This is a genomic window from Streptomyces sp. WAC 01529, from assembly GCF_003945545.1.
GTDB lineage: Bacteria > Actinomycetota > Actinomycetes > Streptomycetales > Streptomycetaceae > Streptomyces > Streptomyces anatolicus.
The window spans coordinates 1,553,013-1,568,818 of record NZ_CP029617.1 but is presented as its reverse complement, the minus strand read 5'-3'; the positions used below and the strand labels follow the sequence as shown (position 1 = coordinate 1,568,818).

Annotated in this window: 13 protein-coding genes; 7 read left to right on the top strand and 6 right to left on the bottom strand. The window is 72.5% G+C overall.

The window, feature by feature from the left end:
* Nucleotides 1-19: 19 nt before the first annotated feature.
* Nucleotides 20-1,369, bottom strand: a complete 1,350-nt coding sequence (gene hmgA, locus DMA15_RS07075; protein ID WP_125511800.1) for a homogentisate 1,2-dioxygenase — start codon at nt 1,367-1,369, stop codon at nt 20-22.
* A gap of 109 nt (nt 1,370-1,478) precedes the next feature.
* On the opposite strand from hmgA, the gene DMA15_RS07070 reads away from it, so the two are divergent.
* From DMA15_RS07070 to DMA15_RS07055, 4 genes are all read left to right on the top strand, one after another.
* Nucleotides 1,479-2,129: a TetR/AcrR family transcriptional regulator gene (locus DMA15_RS07070; RefSeq protein WP_125511799.1), complete on the top strand. Its 651-nt coding sequence runs from the start codon at nt 1,479-1,481 to the stop codon at nt 2,127-2,129.
* A 184-nt stretch (nt 2,130-2,313) separates the two neighbouring features.
* A complete protein-coding gene (locus DMA15_RS07065; RefSeq protein WP_125511798.1) occupies nt 2,314-4,554 on the top strand; it encodes a molybdopterin oxidoreductase family protein in 2,241 nt (746 codons plus the stop codon).
* Nucleotides 4,555-4,675: 121 nt separating this feature from the next.
* A complete protein-coding gene (locus DMA15_RS07060) occupies nt 4,676-6,127 on the top strand; it encodes a citrate:proton symporter (RefSeq protein ID WP_125511797.1) in 1,452 nt (483 codons plus the stop codon).
* Nucleotides 6,127-7,299: an MFS transporter gene (locus tag DMA15_RS07055; protein WP_125511796.1), complete on the top strand. Its 1,173-nt coding sequence runs from the start codon at nt 6,127-6,129 to the stop codon at nt 7,297-7,299. Before DMA15_RS07060 ends, DMA15_RS07055 begins: the two co-directional genes overlap by 1 nt.
* A 122-nt stretch (nt 7,300-7,421) precedes the next feature.
* Here DMA15_RS07055 and DMA15_RS07050 read toward each other — a convergent pair whose 3' ends face one another.
* Nucleotides 7,422-8,633, bottom strand: a complete 1,212-nt coding sequence (locus DMA15_RS07050) for a S8 family peptidase (RefSeq protein ID WP_125511795.1) — start codon at nt 8,631-8,633, stop codon at nt 7,422-7,424.
* A 626-nt stretch (nt 8,634-9,259) separates the two neighbouring features.
* Here DMA15_RS07050 and DMA15_RS07040 point away from each other — a divergent pair.
* Together DMA15_RS07040 and DMA15_RS07035 are read left to right on the top strand one after the other, a co-directional pair.
* Nucleotides 9,260-10,648: an aldehyde dehydrogenase family protein gene (locus DMA15_RS07040; protein WP_125511793.1), complete on the top strand. Its 1,389-nt coding sequence runs from the start codon at nt 9,260-9,262 to the stop codon at nt 10,646-10,648.
* 118 nt (nt 10,649-10,766) lie between these two features.
* The gene (locus DMA15_RS07035; RefSeq protein ID WP_125517372.1) at nt 10,767-11,846 is read left to right on the top strand and encodes a Zn-dependent alcohol dehydrogenase; all 1,080 of its coding nucleotides are present in this window, start codon (nt 10,767-10,769) and stop codon (nt 11,844-11,846) included.
* A 36-nt stretch (nt 11,847-11,882) separates the two neighbouring features.
* Here DMA15_RS07035 and DMA15_RS07030 read toward each other — a convergent pair whose 3' ends face one another.
* A complete protein-coding gene (locus tag DMA15_RS07030; RefSeq protein ID WP_240659698.1) occupies nt 11,883-12,860 on the bottom strand; it encodes an urea transporter in 978 nt (325 codons plus the stop codon).
* A 66-nt stretch (nt 12,861-12,926) separates the two neighbouring features.
* Here DMA15_RS07030 and DMA15_RS07025 point away from each other — a divergent pair, with 66 nt between their 5' ends.
* Nucleotides 12,927-13,502: a TetR/AcrR family transcriptional regulator gene (locus DMA15_RS07025; protein WP_125511792.1), complete on the top strand. Its 576-nt coding sequence runs from the start codon at nt 12,927-12,929 to the stop codon at nt 13,500-13,502.
* Here the strand turns inward: DMA15_RS07025 and DMA15_RS07020 are convergent.
* Genes DMA15_RS07020 through DMA15_RS07010 form a run of 3 tightly spaced genes read right to left on the bottom strand, consistent with a single transcriptional unit; the run spans nt 13,468 to nt 15,766 of the window.
* Nucleotides 13,468-14,268 (bottom strand): MerR family transcriptional regulator, encoded by an 801-nt coding sequence (locus DMA15_RS07020; protein WP_125511791.1) that lies wholly within the window; start codon nt 14,266-14,268, stop codon nt 13,468-13,470. The two genes, DMA15_RS07025 and DMA15_RS07020, sit on opposite strands and share 35 nt — an antisense overlap.
* Nucleotides 14,262-15,077: an alpha/beta fold hydrolase gene (locus tag DMA15_RS37930; RefSeq protein ID WP_206302669.1), complete on the bottom strand. Its 816-nt coding sequence runs from the start codon at nt 15,075-15,077 to the stop codon at nt 14,262-14,264. The genes DMA15_RS07020 and DMA15_RS37930 overlap by 7 nt, the downstream gene beginning before the upstream one ends.
* A gap of 35 nt (nt 15,078-15,112) precedes the next feature.
* Nucleotides 15,113-15,766, bottom strand: a complete 654-nt coding sequence (locus DMA15_RS07010; RefSeq protein WP_125511789.1) for a TetR/AcrR family transcriptional regulator C-terminal domain-containing protein — start codon at nt 15,764-15,766, stop codon at nt 15,113-15,115.
* Nucleotides 15,767-15,806 lie beyond the last annotated feature (40 nt).

The following is a 15,806-nucleotide window of genomic DNA, read 5'->3' as shown; positions in this document are numbered from 1 at the left end:
CCGAATCAGTCGCGCTACATCAGTTGCGGAAGTGGCGCTCCAGACCCTGCCATACGTCGTCGTAGCCGCGCTGCAGGTGGGACGCCTGCGCCGCCTGCTCCGTCGCCGTCACCGGCCACCGCGTCTCGAACATGAAGGCGAGGCCGTCGTCGATCTTCTGCGGCCTCAGCTCGGCGGCCGACGCCTTGTCGAACGTCTCCCGGTCGGGGCCGTGCGCGGACATCATGTTGTGCAGCGAGCCGCCGCCCGGCACGAAGCCCTCGGCTTTGGCGTCGTACGCGCCTTCGATCAGGCCCATGTACTCGCTCATCACGTTCCGGTGGAAGTACGGCGGCCGGAAGGTGTCCTCACCCACCAGCCAGCGCGGCGCGAAGACCACGAAGTCGACGCCCGCCAGGCCCGGGGTGTCGGACGGCGAGGTAAGCACGGTGAAGATCGAGGGGTCCGGGTGGTCGTAGCTGATCGAGCCGATGACGTTGAAGCGGTGCAGGTCGTAGACGTACGGGACGTGGTTGCCGTGCCAGGCGACGACGTCCAGGGGGGAGTGGTCGTAGGTGGCGCGCCAGAGGTTGCCGCAGAACTTGTTCACCACCTCCACCGGGCCCTCGGCGTCCTCGTACGCCGCCACGGGCGCCCGGAAGTCCCGGGGGTTCGCCAGGCCGTTGGCGCCGATCGGGCCGAGGTCGGGGAGCTGGAAGGGCGCGCCGTAGTTCTCGCAGACGTATCCGCGCGCGCTCGCGTCGAGCAGCTCCACCCGGAAGCGGACGCCGCGCGGGATCAGCGCGACCTCGCCGGGCTCGGCGCGCAGCAGTCCGAACTCGGTGCGCAGGAGCAGGCCGCCGTGCTCGGGGGCGATGAGCAGCTCCCCGTCCGCGTCGCTGAACACCCGGTCCGTCATCGGGGAGTTGGCGTGGTAGAGGTGAATGCCCATGCCGGTGCGCTGCGTCGCGTCGCCGTTGCCGCCCAGCGTCCACAGGCCCGCCAGGAAGTCCGTGCCGGGCGCGGGCTCCGGGAGGGGGTTCCAGCGCAGCCGGTTGGGGTCGGGCACCGACTCGGTGAAGGGGGCCGTACGCAGGGTGCCGTTGTCGACGCGCGTGAAGCGGGGGTGCGCGGCCGAGGGGCGGATGCGGTACAGCCACGAGCGGCGGTTGTGCGCGCGGGGCTCGGTGAAGGCCGAGCCGCTGAGCTGCTCGGCGTAGAGGCCGAGGGGGGCGCGCTGGGGTGAATTGCGGCCGTGCGGCAGCGCGCCGGGCACCGCCTCGGAGCTGTGTTCATTGCCGAAGCCGGAGAGGTAGCTCAGGCTCTCGGCCGTCTTGCGCGCGTCGCCTCGGCCCGCACGGCTCGTCTCGCTCACGTGGTCCCCGCTCATCGTCGCTCCCTCGCACCTGATTCCTATGGAACACCGTAGGATTCGGGTTTTCCTTCCGCAAGAGGGAGCGCTCTCCTTCCGCGTCCGGGCGATGCTCTACTCTCCCGGGATGCCCCACTCTCCCGGGACGCCCCACCGGAACCCGCCCGAGGAACCGCGGCCCCCGGCCTCCCTGCGCCGCGTGCCCGTGCAGGAGCGCAGCGCGGAGCGGCTGACCCGGATCCTCGACGCCTGCGCCGGAGTCCTGGACGAGGTCGGCTACGAAGGCCTGACGACCCGCGCCGTCGCCCACCGCGCGGGCGTGCCGATCGGCTCGGTCTACCGCTTCTTCGGCAACAAGCGGGCGCTCGCGGACGCGCTGGCCCACCGCAATCTCGACGCGTACGCCGAGCGGGTGACCGCGCGCGTGCGCGGCGTCGGGCGCGGGGACTGGCGCGGGGCGGTCGACGCCGCCTTCGACGAGTACCTGTCGATGAAGCGGACCGTCCCCGGCTTCGGCCTGGTCGACTTCGGCATCCCCTCGGCCCCGGACGCGATGCCGGACGCGAACGTGCGGGTGGCCGAGCGGGTGGCGGCCCTCCTCGCCCACCACATCGACCGCCCCCTGGATGACCGGCTGCGCCGGACCGTGCTGGTCGGGGTCGAGGCGGTGGACGCGGTGCTGCAGCTCGCCTTCCGTTCTTGCCCAGCGGGCGAGCCGGCCCTCATCGAGGAGGCGCGGACCTTGCTGCACGCGTACCTAGCGCTGTCGCTGGACTGACGCACGCCTCTGGGCTGGGGCCGGGGTCAGCACCCCAGGGGCGCGGGGAACGGCGCGAGCAACCACGACGCACCCGCGGGCAACCAGACCGAGGCCCGCGGCAGTCGTCCGGCGGGGCTAGTCAGATGCATACCGGTCGGTATGCTTGGCCCGTACGCACCCCCGTCCCCGCCCGGGAGGGCCCATGCCCCGCACCGCCCTGCGTATCTGCCCCCTCTGCGAAGCCACCTGCGGGCTCACGCTCACCGTCGAAGGCGCCCGGGTGACCGGAGCGCGCGGGGACCGGGAGGACGTGTTCAGCAAGGGGTTCATCTGCCCCAAGGGGGCCGCCTTCGGAGAGGCCGACGCCGACCCCGACCGGCTGCGACGACCGCTCGTGCGCAGGGACGGAGAGCTCCAAGAGGCAAGCTGGGAAGAGGCGTTCGACGCCGTCGCCGCCGGACTGCGGCCGCTGATCGAGCGGCACGGGCCGGACGCCGTCGGCGTCGTCCTCGGCAATCCGAACGTCCATACGATGGCCGGCGGCCTCTACCCGCCCCTCCTGCTCCGCACCCTGCGCACCCGCAACCTCTTCACCGCCACCACCGTCGACCAGATGCCCAAGCACGTGTCGAGCGGCCTCCTCTTCGGCGACCCGTACGCGATCGCCGTACCCGACCTCGACCGCACCGACCACCTGCTGCTCCTGGGCGCCAACCCCCTGGAGTCCAACGGGAGTCTGTGCACCGCCCCCGACTTCCCCGGCAAGCTCAGGGCGCTGCGCGCGCGAGGCGGCACGCTCACCGTCGTCGACCCGCGCCGCACCCGCACCGCGAAGACCGCCGACCGGCACCTCGCGATCCGGCCCGGCACGGACGCCCTGCTGCTCGCCGCGCTCGTCCAGGTCCTCTTCGACGAGAAGCTGACGGACCTCGGCGCGCTCGAAGGGCAGGTCGAAGGCGTCGACGAACTCCGCGGAGCCGTACGGGAGTTCGCCCCCGAGGCGGTCGCCGCGGCCTGCGATGTGCCCGCCGACACCATCCGTACGCTCGCCCGCGACCTGGCCGCCGCGCCCACCGCCGCCGTCTACGGCCGCATGGGCGCGAGCACCGTCGCCTTCGGCACCCTCACCAACTGGCTCGTCGACGTACTGAACATCCTGACCGGCAATCTCGACCGGCCCGGCGGCGCCCTCTTCCCGCTCGCCGCCACCGCCCGCGCCCCGCGCCCCGCGGGCCCCGGCAAGGGCTTCACGCTCGGCCGCCGGCACAGCCGCGTCAGCGGACACCCCGAGGCCAAGGGAGAGCTGCCCCTTGCCGCGCTCGCCGAGGAGATCGACACCCTCGGGGACGGGGCGATCCGCGCCCTCATCGCCATCGCCACCAACCCCGTCCTGTCCGCGCCCGACGGCGACCGGCTCGACAAGGCCCTCGGCTCCCTCGACTTCATGGTCAGCGTCGACCCGTACCTGAACGAGACCTCGCGCCACGCCCACGTCGTCCTGCCGCCGCCCCCGCCCGCCCAGAGCGCCCACTTCGACTTCGCCTTCAACGCGCTCGCCGTACGCAACCAGGTCCGCTACACCCGCGCCCCCGCCCCCCTGGAGGAGGGGCGGATGGCGGAGACCGAGATCCTCGCCCGGCTCGTGCTCGCCGCCGGCGGCATGCACGGCGCCGATCCGGACGCCGTCGACACCATGGTCGTCGACACCGTCCTCGGCAAGGCCGTCGCCGACCCGCTCTCCCCGGTCCACGGCCGCGACCCGCAGGACCTCGCCGGGCAGCTCACCGGCGAGAGGGGCCCCGAGCGGCGGCTCGACATGATGCTGCGCCTCGGCCCCTACGGCGACGGCTTCGGCGCCCGCCCCGACGGCCTCACCCTGGAGCGGCTCCTCGCCCATCCGCACGGCATCGACCTCGGCCCGCTCCGCCCCCGCATCGGCGAGGTCCTCAGGACCGTCAGCGGCCGCGTCGAACTCCTGCCCGCCCCGATCGCCGCCGATCTGCCGCGCCTCGCCCGCGCCCTGGACGCCGCGCCGCACGACCTCGTCCTGGTCGGCCGGCGCCATCTGCGCTCCAACAACAGCTGGATGCACAACGTCCCCGCCCTCGTCGGCGGCTCCAACCGCTGCACCCTGCACGTCCACCCCGACGACGCGGCCCGCCTCGGACTCGCGGACGGCGGCCACGCGCGCGTGGCAGCCGCCGGAGGGCAGCTCGACGTACCCGTGGAGGTGACCGACGCCGTGCGCCCTGGCGTGGTGAGCCTGCCGCACGGCTGGGGCCACGACCGCCCGGGCACACGGCTCGGCGTCGCCGCCGGACAGCCCGGCGCCAACGTCAACCAGCTCCTGGACGGCACCCTCCTCGACCCGCTCTCCGGGAACGCCGTACTCAACGGCTTCGCCGTGCAGCTCACCGCCGCGCCCCCGGAGCCGCCGCGTTGACCTGGAGTTTTGCGCTTATTGCTCGCGCGTCAACATCTTGTTAACGCTTCACGGCCAGTCCTAACGTCGACCGGACCGCCAGACCTGGTGGGAGTTCGATGGTGAACGTTAGGTAGCCCCCATGCTGACAATCCTCGGATTCGTCATGATCGCCACCTTCCTGGTGCTGATCATGATGAAGAAGATGTCGCCGATCGCGGCGCTGGTGCTGATCCCCGCCCTCTTCTGCGTGTTCGTGGGAAAGGGAGCCCATCTCGGGGAGTACGTCCTCGACGGCGTCGGCAATCTGGCGCCCACGGCGGCCATGCTCATGTTCGCCATCGTGTACTTCGGCGTCATGATCGACGTCGGCCTCTTCGACCCGATCGTCCGGGGCATCCTGCGCTTCTGCAAGGCGGACCCGATGCGCATCGTGGTCGGCACCGCCGTGCTCGCCGCGATCGTCTCCCTCGACGGCGACGGCTCGACCACCTTCATGATCACGGTCTCGGCGATGTACCCGCTGTACAAGCGCCTCAAGATGAGCCTCGTCGTGATGACGGGCGTCGCCGCCACCGCCAACGGCGTCATGAACACCCTGCCCTGGGGCGGCCCGACGGCACGCGCCGCGACCGCGCTGAAGGTCGACGCCGCCGACATCTTCGTCCCGATGATCCCGGCCCTCGCCATGGGCCTCGTCGCCGTCTTCCTCCTCTCGTACGCACTGGGCCTGCGGGAGCGCAAGCGGCTCGGCGTGCTGTCGCTGGACGAGGTCCTGGAGAAGGAGGCGGCGGGAGAGACGGTCCTGGTGGGCGCGGGCGGCGGCACCGAGGGGCGTACGTCGCTCGTCAAGACGACCACCGGGGGAGCGGGTTCGGGTACGGACACGGACGCCGCTTCCGGCGGGACCGGTGAGGCCGACGCGGACGGCGAGGACGACGAGGACGACGGGTTCCAGGGACTCGACCCGGAGCGCGCCACCCTGCGCCCCAAGCTCTACTGGTTCAACGCGGGCCTCACCGTCCTGCTGCTCACCGCCATGATCATGGAGTGGCTGCCGATCCCGGTCCTCTTCCTGCTCGGCGCGGCGCTCGCCCTCACCGTCAACTTCCCGCACATGCCCGACCAGAAGGCCCGTATCGCCGCCCACGCGGAGAACGTCCTCAACGTCACCGGCATGGTCTTCGCCGCCGCCGTCTTCACCGGCGTGCTCACCGGCACCGGCATGGTCGACCACATGGCCGACTGGCTGGTCGACGCCATCCCCGAGGGCATGGGCCCGCACATGGGCCTGGTGACAGGGCTGCTCTCCATCCCGCTCACCTACTTCATGTCCAACGACGGCTTCTACTTCGGTGTCCTGCCCGTCCTCGCCGAGGCGGGGCAGGCCCACGGGGTGGGCACCCTGGAGATCGCCCGCGCCTCCATCGCGGGCCAGGCGCTGCACATGTCGAGCCCGCTGGTGCCCGCCGTGTACGTGCTCGTCGGCATGGCCAAGGTGGAGTTCGGCGACCACACCAGGTTCACCGTCAAATGGGCCGTGCTCACCTCGCTCGTGGTGCTCGGCTCCGGGATCCTCTTCGGCATCATCTGATGCCACGCGCGTCGGCCGGGCCCGCGGGCCGGGCCTGGTTGCTGCGCCTCGTCATCGCCTTCGGCTTCGCGCAGGGGGCGGTGTCGATGGCGCGGCCCGCCGTCTCCTACCGGGCCCTCTCGCTCGGCGCCGACGAGCGGGCCGTCGGGGTCATCGCGGGCGTCTACGCGCTGCTCCCGCTCTTCGCCGCCGTACCGCTGGGACGCAGGACGGACCACGGTCGGTGCGCGCCGCTGCTGCCCTTCGGCGTCGTGCTGATCTCCGGCGGCTGCGCGCTGAGCGGGACGGCGGCCTCGCTCGCCGCGATGGCCGCGTGGAGCGGGGTGATGGGGCTCGGCCACCTCTGCTTCGTGATCGGCGCCCAGTCGATCGTGGCCCGGCAGTCGGCACCCGACGAACAGGACCGCAACTTCGGGCACTTCACCATCGGGGCCTCGCTCGGCCAGCTGATCGGGCCGATCGCCGCGGGCGCCCTGATCGGCGCGGACATGGGGCGCACCAGCGCGCTGGCCCTGCTCGTCTCGGCGGCGGTCGGCGCGGTCTCCCTCGCCTCGCTGTGGCGCATCGAGCACGTCCGGCCGGCGCGTTCCGCGGAGCGTGCCGAGCGGGTGCCGGTGCTGGGCATCCTGCGCGCCCGTGGCGTGCCCGGGGGCATCTTCGTCAGCCTCGCCGTGCTCTCGGCGACGGACATCCTCACCGCCTACCTGCCGGTGGTCGGCGAGCACCGCGGCATCGCCCCCGCGACGGTCGGGCTGCTCCTGAGCCTGCGGGCGGCTTCGACCATCGCCTGCCGCCTGGTGATGACCCCGATGATCCGCCTGCTCGGCAGGACCGCCCTGCTCACCGGCACCTGTCTGCTGGGCGGGCTGCTCTGCGCGGGCATGGCGCTGCCCGTACCGGTGTGGGGGCTCGCCCTGATGCTCGCCGCGCTCGGCTTCTGCCTCGGCGTCGGCCAGCCGCTCTCCATGACGACCGTCGTCCAGGCGGCCCCCGACGGTGCGCGCTCGACGGCCCTGGCACTGCGCCTCACCGGCAACCGCCTGGGCCAGGTAGCGGCTCCCGCGTCGGCGGGCCTGGTCGCGGGAGTCGCGGGTGTGGCAGCACCTTTCGTGATGCTGGGCGGCCTGCTCCTCCTGGCCGCGACACTGGCCACACGCTCCCCACGCCCCTGAGGAAAGCACTCCCGAGGGAAGCGCCCCTGAGGAAGCGCCCCAAAGGGGCGCGGGGAACTGCGCGACCAGCCAAGAACAACCCGCAGGGACAGCCGGTCAACTACCCCTGCGGGCCGGAAAAACTACTGAACAATCTTGAGCAGCCGGTTAGGAGAACCGGAGCCGGGGCTGGTCACCACACTGGGCGTGGCCCCCGTCACCAGCGCAGAGGAAACCTGCGCGGGGGTAGCGGCAGGGCGCCCCGCCAGATAGATCGCCGCCGCCCCCGCGACGTGCGGCGTGGCCATCGACGTACCGGAGATCGTGTTGGTCGCCGTGTCGCCGGTGTGCCAGCCCGCCTTGATGGAGACGCCCGGCGCGAAGATGTCGAGGACCGAGCCGTAGTTGGACCAGCTGGCCTTGGCGTCGTTGCTGCCGGTCGCGCCCACCGTGATGGCGGCGGGCACCCGGGCCGGGGAGGAACTGGAGGCGTTGACGCCCTCGTTGCCCGCGGCGACCGCGTAGGTGACCCCGTCGGCGATGGAGTTCTTCACCGCGTTGTCCAGCGAGGTGGAGGCGCCGCCGCCGAGCGACATGTTGGCGACGGCCGGGGCACCGGCGGCGTGGTTGCCGGTCACCCAGTCGATGCCCGCGATGACCCCGGCGGTCGTACCGGAGCCGTTGTTGTCCAGCACGCGGACGGCCACGATCTTGGTCTTCTTGGCGACGCCGTACGTCTTGCCCGCGATGGTCGTGGCGACGTGCGTGCCATGGCCGTTGCCGTCCTGGGCGGTGGAGTCACCGTCCACGGCGTCGTAGCCGTTGACCGCGCGGCCGCTGATCTCCGAGTGCGAGATGCGTACGCCGGTGTCGATGACGTACGCGGTGACGCCGGAGCCCGCCGTGTCCGGGTAGGTGAAGCTGCCGTTCAGCGGCAGCCTGGCCTGGTCGATGCGGTCCAGGCCCCAGGGGGCGTTGGTCTGCGTCGCGGTGGTCCGGACCCGCTGGTTCTGCTCGACGGAGGCGACCGCGGGGTCGGCGGCGAGACGTCTCGCCTCCGCCGCGCTCAGCTTCGCGGCGTAGCCGTTGAGCGCGGACTTGTAGGTCTTCGTCACCGAGCCGCCGTACTCGGATATGAGGCCCTTGCCCCGGCTCGTGGCGGCCTTGAGGCCCGAGCTCTTCTTCAGCGTGACGATGTAGCTGCCCTTGACCGCGTGGGCGGAGCCCGCCGCGATCACGGTGCCCTCGGTGGGGGCGGCCTGGGCGGGCAGAGCGGTGACCGTACCGAGCACAGCGGCGGCGGCGGTCGAGATCGCGGCGGCGATCACAGTCTTCTTGCTACGCGGCATTGCCATTACGAGGGAGTCCTCCTCATAGGCGGCGCGCCCGGGGTGGGGCGACGCGACTGTGGGGGGTGTGCGCGTGATCGCACACACAGAAGGGAGCGGTGCGTGCCGCTCCCGTCGCGAGCAGAAGCGTGGCCGCTCGGCGGGGGTAGATCAAGAGGCTGGACGGCTTGTCATGCGTATGTCACGCAACGGAAATCAAATTCCGGACCAAGTCGCGGTGAATGTCATCTTTGGCGGCGCTTCGCGGAGCCGGCCGACGAAAGGAGGGGTGCCGCTTCGAGGCACGAGAAAAACTTCGCCCGCGATGTCGAGAACCGGCGCTGCCGAGCGGGCTGTCGGGCACGTCGCCCACCCCGAAGACCTCCAGTTAGGTCTCCCGACCCAGCAGATAGCGGCCGGTCCAGACCCGGCCGTCGGGCCCGGTCGTGGTGCGGACCTGGAAGTCGGACCATAGCCCTCCGCAACTTCCGGCGCAGCGGCAGCATGAGGGGGAGCTCAGGGCGGGCAGGGTGGTGGGGGAGGGGAGCGGGCCAGGAAAGCCTTCCGGGGCTTCGGGTCCCGGCAACCTGCCCCTGGTGCCCGAAAACTATCAGCGCTAGTTTGTTATGCGGACGTCTATCTGGAGGAGTGCGATGAAGGCCCACGACGGCATGTACATCGACGGTGCCTGGCGCGCGGCTGCGGGCGCCGACGCGATCACGGTCGTCAACCCGGCCGACGAGCAGCCCATCGGCCAGGTCCCGGCCGGGACGGTGGAGGACGTCGACGCCGCGGTACGCGCCGCCCGCGCCGCCCTGCCGGGCTGGGCCGCCACGCCGCCCGTCGAGCGCGCGGCCCTGCTCGGCGCGCTCCGCGATCAGCTGGTCGCCCGCAAGGACGAGATCGCCGAGGTCGTCACCGCCGAGCTGGGCGCCCCGCTGCCGTTCTCGCAGGCGGTGCACGCGGGCGTGCCGATCCTCGTCTGCGGTTCGTACGCCGAGCTGGCCGCGACGCACCCCTTCGAGGAGAAGGTGGGCAACTCCACCGTCTACCTGGAGCCGGTCGGCGTGGTCGGCGCGATCACGCCCTGGAACTACCCCCTCCACCAGATCGTCAACAAGGTGGCCCCCGCGCTCGCCGCGGGCTGCACGGTCGTGCTCAAGCCCGCCGAGGACACCCCGCTCACCGCCCAGCTCTTCGCCGAGGCGGTGCACGAGGCGGGCATCCCGGCCGGCGTGTTCAACCTGGTCACCGGGCTCGGCCCGGTCGCGGGGCAGGCGCTCGCCGAGCACGAGGGCGTCGACCTGGTCTCGTTCACCGGCTCCACGGCCGTCGGCCGGCGGATCGGCGCCACGGCGGGCGCGGCCGTCAAGCGCGTCGCCCTGGAGCTGGGCGGCAAGTCCGCCAACGTCATCCTGCCCGGCGCCGACCTCGCCAAGGCCGTCAACGTGGGCGTCGCGAACGTCATGTCCAACTCCGGCCAGACGTGCAGCGCCTGGACCCGCATGCTGGTGGACTCCGCGCGCTACGACGAGGCGGTGGAGCTGGCGTCCGCCGCCGCGGCCAAGTACGGCCCCCGCATCGGCCCGCTCGTCAACGCCAAGCAGCAGGAGCGGGTGCGGGGTTACATCGAGAAGGGCGTCCAGGAGGGCGCCAGGATCGTGGCGGGCGGCCCCGAGTCACCCAAGGAGCAGGGCTACTACGTCCAGCCGACCGTCTTCGCCGATGTCACCCCGGAGATGACCATCGCCCAGGAGGAGATCTTCGGCCCGGTCCTCTCCCTCATCCGGTACGAGGACGAGGACGACGCCCTGCGCATCGCCAACGGCACGGTGTACGGCCTGGCGGGCGCGGTGTGGGCGGCCGACGACGCCGAGGCGGTCGCCTTCGCCCGGCGCATGGACACCGGCCAGGTCGACATCAACGGCGGCGGCTTCAACCCCCTCGCCCCCTTCGGCGGTTACAAGCAGTCGGGCGTCGGCCGCGAACTGGGCGCGCACGGCCTCGCGGAGTACTTGCAGACGAAGTCCCTGCAGTTCTGAGCCCCCGCTCGCCCCGCGTCAGCCCGCTCCGCACAGCCCGGCCGGCCCCGTCTCCGGCCGCTCCGCCCAGCCCCGCCTCCGTCCGCCGCCCAGAGATTCCCCCAAGGAGTACGTGAACGTGGTCCGCGCCGCCATCCTCCCCGCCGTCGGCTCCCCGCTGGAGATCGCCGACATCGACCTGCCGGAGCCGGGGCCCGGCCAAGTCCGCGTGCGCCTCGCGGCCGCCGGGGTCTGCCACTCCGACCTGTCCCTGTCCAACGGCACGATGCGGGTCCCGGTGCCCGCCGTCCTCGGCCATGAGGGCGCGGGGACCGTCGTCTCCGTGGGCGAGGGCGTCACGGCGGTCGCCCCCGGTGACGGTGTCGTCCTGAACTGGGCGCCGTCCTGCGGCGGTTGTCACGCCTGCTCGATCGGCGAGGTGTGGCTCTGCGCGAACGCCCTCGCGGGCGCCGCCGACGTCTACGCCAAGCGGCCGGACGGCACGGATCTGCACCCCGGGCTGAACGTCGCCGCGTTCGCCGAGGAGACCGTCGTCGCGGCCGACTGCGTCCTGCCGGTGCCCGACGGCGTCCCGCTCACCGACGCGGCCCTCCTCGGCTGCGCCGTCCTGACCGGGTACGGCGCCGTGCACCACTCGGCGAAGGTCCGCGAGGGCGAGACCGTCGCGGTGTACGGGGTCGGCGGGGTCGGCCTCGCCACCTTGCAGGCGGCCAGGATCGCCGGTGCCTCGCGGATCATCGCGGTCGACGTCTCCCCGGAGAAGGAGGGGCTCGCGCGCTCGGCGGGCGCCACCGACTACGTGGTCGCCTCGGAGAAGACGGCCCGCGAGATCCGGGCGCTCACCGGCGGCCAGGGCGTCGACGTGGCCGTGGAGTGCGTGGGCCGCGCGGTGACGATCCGCACGGCCTGGGAGTCCACGCGGCGCGGCGGGCGCACCACGGTGGTGGGCATCGGCGGCAAGGACCAGCAGGTCACCTTCAACGCCCTGGAACTCTTCCACTGGGGCAGGACCCTGTCGGGCTGTGTGTACGGCAACTGCGACCCGGCGTTCGACCTGCCGGTCCTGGCCGGGCACATCCGGGCGGGCCGCCTGGACCTGGGCGTCCTGGTGACCGACCGGATCGGCCTCGACGGCATCCCGGCGGCCTTCGCGCACATGGTCGCGGGCAAGGGCGGCCGGGCGCTGATCGTCTTCTGACGCGCGGGCGGGCGCCCGGGGGCCTGAGTCGCACTCTCAGGAGACCGAACCGCCCAGCCGCGGAAAGGACTTGGCCCCCGCCAGGAACACCAGCGTCGTCAGCACGAACGGCCATGTGAAGGCGTGCCCGCCCACGGGTGCGGCCAGGGCCGCCACCGCCGCCCCGGCCACCGTCGCGGCGGCGGCGCCCACGAGCGCGTACGCGAGCGTCGCCGCCCGCACGGGCAGGAAGACGCCGCACAGGGCGAGGGCGACGAGCACGGAGTTGTACCCCGTCGTGCCGTCGGCGATCCGCGCGGCGGGGGTGCCCAGTGCCCACGCCGTGGCGATCCCGACCGCGCTGCCGAGGCATGCCACGCCCGCCGCGCGACGGCTCGCGACGAGGAGACCGGCGAGCAGGAGGGCACCCACGTACCACTGCGGCATGAAGAAGATCTCGGCGAACCCGGCGAAGAACCCGCGCGCCAGCTCGGCGGGGTCGGGCGCCGTCGGGCCCGCCGCCGCGAGGGGAAGGGCCGCGAGCCCCTCGCCGTGGTGCCAGATCCGCGGGAAGCCGGGCGCGGCGACGGTCGTCACGCTCGCGACCAGGCAGAACGGCAGGGTGAGCGAGGGCAGCCCCCAGGCGCCGAGGAGATTGGCCACGGCCGCGGTCACGACCGTGACGACCACGCAGCCCGCGAGCGCGAGCAGGGCGGTCGAGAGGTGCCACGCGCCGAGGAAGACCGCGAAGCAGAGCGCCGTCAGGCAGGCGTTGAACCCTTCGAGACCCGTCCGGACGCGCACGCGGTCCGCGCCGAGGAGCTGTGCGGTGGCGGTGCCCACGGCGGTACCGGCCAGCGCGTAGAGGGCGTACGCCAAGCCCGCGGTGGAGAGCGCGACGCAGAAGAGCGCGCCCGCCGCCACGCTCGGCAGGAAGGTGACCTGGGCGTGGCCGCGCAGCACCTGTGCGGCGAACTCCCGGACGCGGGGCTCGCTGTGGGGCCCGCTGTCCCACGCATCCGTCACATGCCCCACGGCCACCCCTCTGTAGTACTCTGCTCGTAGTGGTTGATATATAGTGCTACGGATGGAGTGGCGTCAATGGTGCGAAGGAACGACGAACGGCGTGCGGCCCTGGTCGATGCCGCCATCGAGGTGCTGGCGGGCGAAGGCGCCAGAGGGCTGACCTTCCGGGCGGTCGACACGCGGGCCGGTGTGCCCACCGGCACGGCCTCCAACTACTTCGGCAACCGCGACGACCTGCTGACCCAGGCCGCCGCCCGGGTCTATGAGCGTCTCCAGCCCAGCGCCGAGGAGATCGAGCGCCAGCGCACCGCCAAGCCGGACAAGGAGACGTACGCTTCGCTGATGCGGGACGTCGTCGGCCGGGTCGGCGGCTTCCGCACCGGTTACCTCGCCCTGCTCGAACTGCGCCTGGAGGCGACCAGGCGACCGGAGCTGCGCGCCGTCCTCACCGCCCGCGTCCGCGCCGACCTCGACGCCAACGTCGCCTACCACGAGAGTTCCGGCCTCCCCGGCGACGCGACCGCCGTGCGCCTGCTCTACCTGACCTTCAACTGGCTCATCGTGGAACAGCTGACGCTGCCGGACGTCCTCTCGGAGACCGAACGGGAGGAGCTGATCACGGCGGCGGTGGAGCGCATCGTGAACGGCTGACCGGGGCGCGTTCGAGCTTGGTCCAGCCCGTCCAGCCCCGCTCCCTCAGCAGCTCGATCAGCCGACGGGCCGGCGGCGCGGCGCCGAAGGCCAGGGCGTCCATCAGCTGGACGAGCGGGGGCTCGATGTCGGCGTCGTCGACGTACTCCTCGCCCTGCTCATCGGCCAACTGCCCCAGGTACACGGCCATGTGGTCGGCCAGCTCGACCAGGCGCGGGTCGTCGTCGGAGTGGTCGAGAGCCTGGCCCAGGGTGAGGTAGAAGGCGATGAGCCGCGGGTCGGCGATCTGCTTCCGCTTGCGTGCCGTCCACTCCGCGACCCGCTCGGGTGAGTGCGCCGCCAGCGGGATCCAGCCGTCGCGTTCGACCCGTACGATCCGCTCGTCGACCCCGAGCGCCCGGAGGTGATCGAGGAACTCGACCACTTCCGGGGGCAGTACCAGGCTCTCCCCGGCCGCGAGCAGGGCGATCCGCTCGCGGTGCCGCTGCCGCTCCCGGATCTCCGCCCGCAGCCGCTCGTCGATGTCCGCGACCGCCGCGGCGAACTGCGCCCCGTCGGCCTGGAGCAGCTTCCTCACGCGCGCCAGGGGGACCCCGGCTCCGGCGAGGGTCCGGATCCTGATCAGCTCGATCACCGCGTCGGCGCCGTACCTGCGATAGCCGGAGTGGTCCCGTTCGGGCTCCGGCAGCAGCCCCTTGGCGTGGTAGTGCCGCACCGCGCGCACCGTCACCCCGGCATACGACGCCAGCTCGCCGATGGTCAGCATCGGACCAGTCTCCCGATGATCCGGGCGATCTCCGGGGCATGGGTGAAGACCAGCCGGTGATCGGCGTCGAGCCAGGACGCGGAGACCCGCGGCAGTTCGCGGACGAGCCGCTCGACGCCGGTCCGCCAGAGCCGGTTGTGCCGTGGCGCGCGCCCTTCGCCGCTGTCTCCGGCGATCGAGGTCGACATGATCATGCTGATGGGGCGGTCGATCTTCCGGTACCGGGTGAGGATTTCGGAGCGCACCACGTCGATCTCCAGGTTCAGCTCGTGGATGTCCTGTGCGGTGAGCGACACCTGACGCGCGGAGCCCCTGGCCCGCTCGGCCTCCTGCCGCGTCGCCAGCTCCTCCGCCATCGCCCGGAATGCCGCCAGGTCGCCGCCGGTGATGAACGGTTCGGGCAGCGGGTTCGCCCCGTCGATGAGGACGAGCCCGGCGACGGCGTCAGGGTGCTCGGAGGCGTAGTGCACGGCCAGGTCCGCGCCCAGTGAGTAGCCCACGAGCACGGGTGGCCCGGCCAGGCCGAGACGCCCCGGCTCCGCCAGCACCGCGACGAGGTCGCCGAGGAACACGTCGAAGGAGCAGCGGTCGGCGGCAGGGGCGAGGCCGTGGCCCCTGAGGTCGAAGGTCACCACGTCGTGGTCGCGGCGCAGCAGCCCGGTCAGCTCGTGCAGGTCGGCCTGGGTCGAGTTCAGCCCGGGGCAGAGGACCAGCGGCCGCCCTCTGCCGCCACGGGAGACCGGGACCGTGACGCCGTCGTGGTGGACCGTGAAGTGCCGCACCGCCGTGCCGCCTCTGTTCGTCGTCATGCCGGCCATGCTGAGAGGCTGCCCCTGCGTCAGGGTCAAACGTCCGACGCGGCCGACATCTGCTCGAACTGGAGCGCCAGCCCGTCCAGCAGTGCCTTGAGGCCCGTTTCGAAGGCGCGGGCGTCGATGAGGTGCTGGCGGTCGGCCAGGAGGTGGGCCTGGCCGAGGTGGGGGTAGTCCGACGGGTCGTACGCCGTCTCGTCGTCCACGAAACCGCCGGCGAAGGAGCCGAGCGCGGAGCCCATGATGAAGTACCGCATCAGCGCGCCGATCGACGTGGCCTGCGCGGCGGGCCAGCCCGCGTCGACCATCGCCCCGAACATCGTGTCCGCGAGCCGCAGTCCTGCCGGGCGGCGGCCGGGACCCCGGGCGAGGACCGGAACGATGTTCGGGTGCCGGGTGAGCGCGGCCCGGTAGGAGACCGCCCAGTCGTGCAGCGCCGTGCGCCAGTCGCGGCCGTCGGCGGCGTCGAACATCGACAGGTCGACCTGCGCGCTCACCGAGTCGGCGACCGCCTCCAGGATCTGGTCCTTGGTGCGGAAGTGGTTGTAGAGGGACGGCCCGCTCACCCCCAGCTCGGCGGCGAGGCGGCGGGTGGAGACGGCCGCGAGGCCCTCCGCGTCCACGAGGGCGCGCGCCGTCTCGACGATGCGTTCTCGGCTGAGGAGGGGCTTGCGCGGTCGGGCCATGCGGCACATAGTAGGGCTGCCGCAGGAAACTAGCAGTGCT